General features: G+C 68.2%; 3 protein-coding genes and 1 pseudogene. 1 reads left to right on the forward strand and 3 read right to left on the reverse strand.

The features are described from left to right. Positions 1-369, reverse strand: a 369-nt coding sequence (locus W930_RS28860) for a helix-turn-helix transcriptional regulator (RefSeq protein ID WP_152552674.1), incomplete at its 3' end; no start/stop codon positions are given. A gap of 117 nt (positions 370-486) precedes the next feature. Between W930_RS28860 and W930_RS0125035 the strand changes: the two genes are divergently transcribed. Next, positions 487-1,293 (forward strand): class I SAM-dependent methyltransferase, encoded by an 807-nt coding sequence (locus W930_RS0125035; RefSeq protein WP_023598495.1) that lies wholly within the window; start codon positions 487-489, stop codon positions 1,291-1,293. 96 nt (positions 1,294-1,389) lie between these two features. Here the strand turns inward: W930_RS0125035 and W930_RS0125040 are convergent, their stop codons facing one another. Further along, positions 1,390-2,151 (reverse strand): peptidylprolyl isomerase, encoded by a 762-nt coding sequence (locus W930_RS0125040; protein ID WP_023598494.1) that lies wholly within the window; start codon positions 2,149-2,151, stop codon positions 1,390-1,392. A gap of 277 nt (positions 2,152-2,428) precedes the next feature. Further along, a pseudogene (locus W930_RS30310) lies at positions 2,429-2,552 on the reverse strand (bile acid:sodium symporter); the annotation flags it as partial.

The raw sequence follows: 2,552 nt of genomic DNA on the forward strand, positions 1-2,552 counted from the left end.
CTCCGGATCGCGGCGCCCCGCCAGATCGAACAGATACGCCCGCTCGGCGCGCGACAGCCGTAACGCGCCCGCCACGGCGGCCAGTGCCCCCGCCGAGATCGACACTTCGCGCGCCTGCTCGATCCAGGTGTACCAGGTGGCCGACAGCCCGCATAACTGGGCCACCTCCTCGCGCCGCAGACCCGGCGTGCGGCGGCGTCCCATCGGTGGCAATCCAACTGCGGCGGGCGTGAGACGCTCGCGATGCGCGCGCAGGAAGTCGCCGAGCGCGCGACGCGCGCGAGCCGCGTCGGCGGGCTGGCTGGACACCGTCCCCGACGTGTCGGACGATGGCAAATGCGGGGCGGGAGAGAGGGTATTAGTTTTCATACCAGGATAAACGAGCAACTTGTACCGGTATCGACGACCCATTATCGTGAGACTCATGGATGTCGCGCAAGCGCTTGTCGCGACAGTCCGCCCGCCCCCACCATCCAGGAGATCCCCATGAGCGAGACCGCCCGCCCTGCCGACAAGGCATCGGCAACGACACACGATTCCCACAACGCCGTGGTGACCGGCCAGTTCGGCCCGCAGGCGAGCGCGTATCTCACGAGCGCCAACCACGCGCAAGGCGCCGATCTCGAACAGCTTGCCGCGATCGCCCGCGCGCATCCGAACGCCCAGGTGCTCGACCTGGGGTGCGGCGCGGGCCACGTGAGCTTCTTCACCGCGCCGCATGTGGCGCGCGTGGTGGCCTATGACCTGTCGGCCGACATGCTCGGCGTGGTCTCGACGGAAGCTGCAAAGCGCGGCATGACGAACATCGATACGCAACTCGGCGCCGCCGAATCGCTGCCCTTTCCGGACGCCTCGTTCGACCTCGTGTTCAGTCGGTACAGCGCGCACCACTGGGCTGACGTCGGCGCCGCATTGCGCGAGATGCGCCGCGTGCTCAAACCGGGCGGACGTGTGGTGATCTGCGATGTGGCGTCCACGGGCCAGCCGTTGCTCGACACCTATCTGCAGGCCGTCGAGGTCTTGCGCGACACCTCGCACGTGCGCGACTACGCCACGAGCGAGTGGCTGACGATGGCCGCCGGCGCGGGCTTCTCGGTGGCGTCGCTCACGCCGCGCGCGCTCGACCTCGACTTCACGACCTGGACGACGCGCATGCGCACGCCCGCGCCGATGCAAGTGGCCATCCGCGCACTTCAGGCGGCAATGGCCGATAACGTTCGCCGTCACTTCCGGATTCAGGACGACGGCTCGTTCACGCTCGACACGCTCACGCTCGAGCTGATCGTCGGCTGATGCCTGACCGGCACGCTCGTGCCGGCCTCCGTGAAAAAGGGCGCCCCCGAATCACCTTCCGGGGCGCCCTTTCGTTTTGGCGGCACGACAACAACGCTACTGCACGCGCATGGGCCCTTCGTCGTCGTTCGCACCGCTGATCTGCGCCGCGCCCGCGAGCAACGCCACGTAATGGCGCAATGCGCGCGCACGGGCCTGCTCGTATAGCTGCGCCGCGATGCGATCGGCCACGCGCTCGAACGGCGGCATGCGTCCCTTGATCCGTCGCTCGATACGCAACACATGAAAGCCGTAACGCGTGTTGACAAGTCTCGGCACCACGCCCAACCGATCGCCGCAGAACAACACCAGCTCCAACTCGGGAACGCCGCTGCCCCGCGTGAGCACGCCCAGGCTGCCGCCCTCGCGCGCCGAAGGACAATCCGACATGCGCTGCGCGACCGACGCGAACGAGGCTGGTTCGGCCAGTACTTCATCGAGTGCCGACTGCGCGCGCTCCAGCGTGCGCGAGAGCGGCACACCCGCCGACATGGCGAAGAGAATGTGACTCACCTGCACCTTGTCGCCCACGCGGAACTGTCCTGCGTGCGCGTGAAAGTAAGCGCGGCACTCCGCTTCGGTCGGACGCCGCACCTGCACGTCGCGCGTGAAGAGCGCGTCGATCACGGCGTCGTCACTGACATTGGCCCCGTCGGCCGTGTCCAGCAGCCGCAGATCCCGCGCGCGCTGCCGCAACAGTTCCCGGCTCACGAGCGCGTGGCGCGCGGCCAGTTGCGGATCGGCCGCGTCACGATGCCGATCGATCTCATCGGCAACGCGGCGCGCGTCGATGACAATCCCGTTGACACACAAAGACATGACGGACTCCCACAAAACATGGTCTGTCGCCCGGCCGCAGGCGGTCGTCGTGCCTCTCGCACGTTGCCTCGTTGCCTGGGAGGGCCTCGTCGGAATACGCCCAGTGGGCGAGCGGGGGAAAGGGAGCACGGCCGGGCGCCGTGACGCGGAATCTCTCGCCGCCGCGAACGGTATATCGAAGTTTTAGGCGATGCGCGACAGAAAGGCAAATGCGGGCAGGACCGAAGCGCGCAGCCGTTGCGCGCCGCACACAATCGGTGTGCGGCGCCGTGAGCGCTCAGTGAAGCGGGCGCGTGGCGGGTGCTTGCACGTCGTTGGCGGTGCCGGTCGGCCGGCCGCGCCAGTAGCCCGCGAGCAGCGACCCCGACAAGTTGTGCCAGACCGAGAACAGCGCGCCGGGC

The sequence above is a fragment of the Pandoraea sp. E26 genome, from assembly GCF_000681415.1.
Classification (GTDB): Bacteria; Pseudomonadota; Gammaproteobacteria; order Burkholderiales; family Burkholderiaceae; genus Pandoraea; species Pandoraea pnomenusa.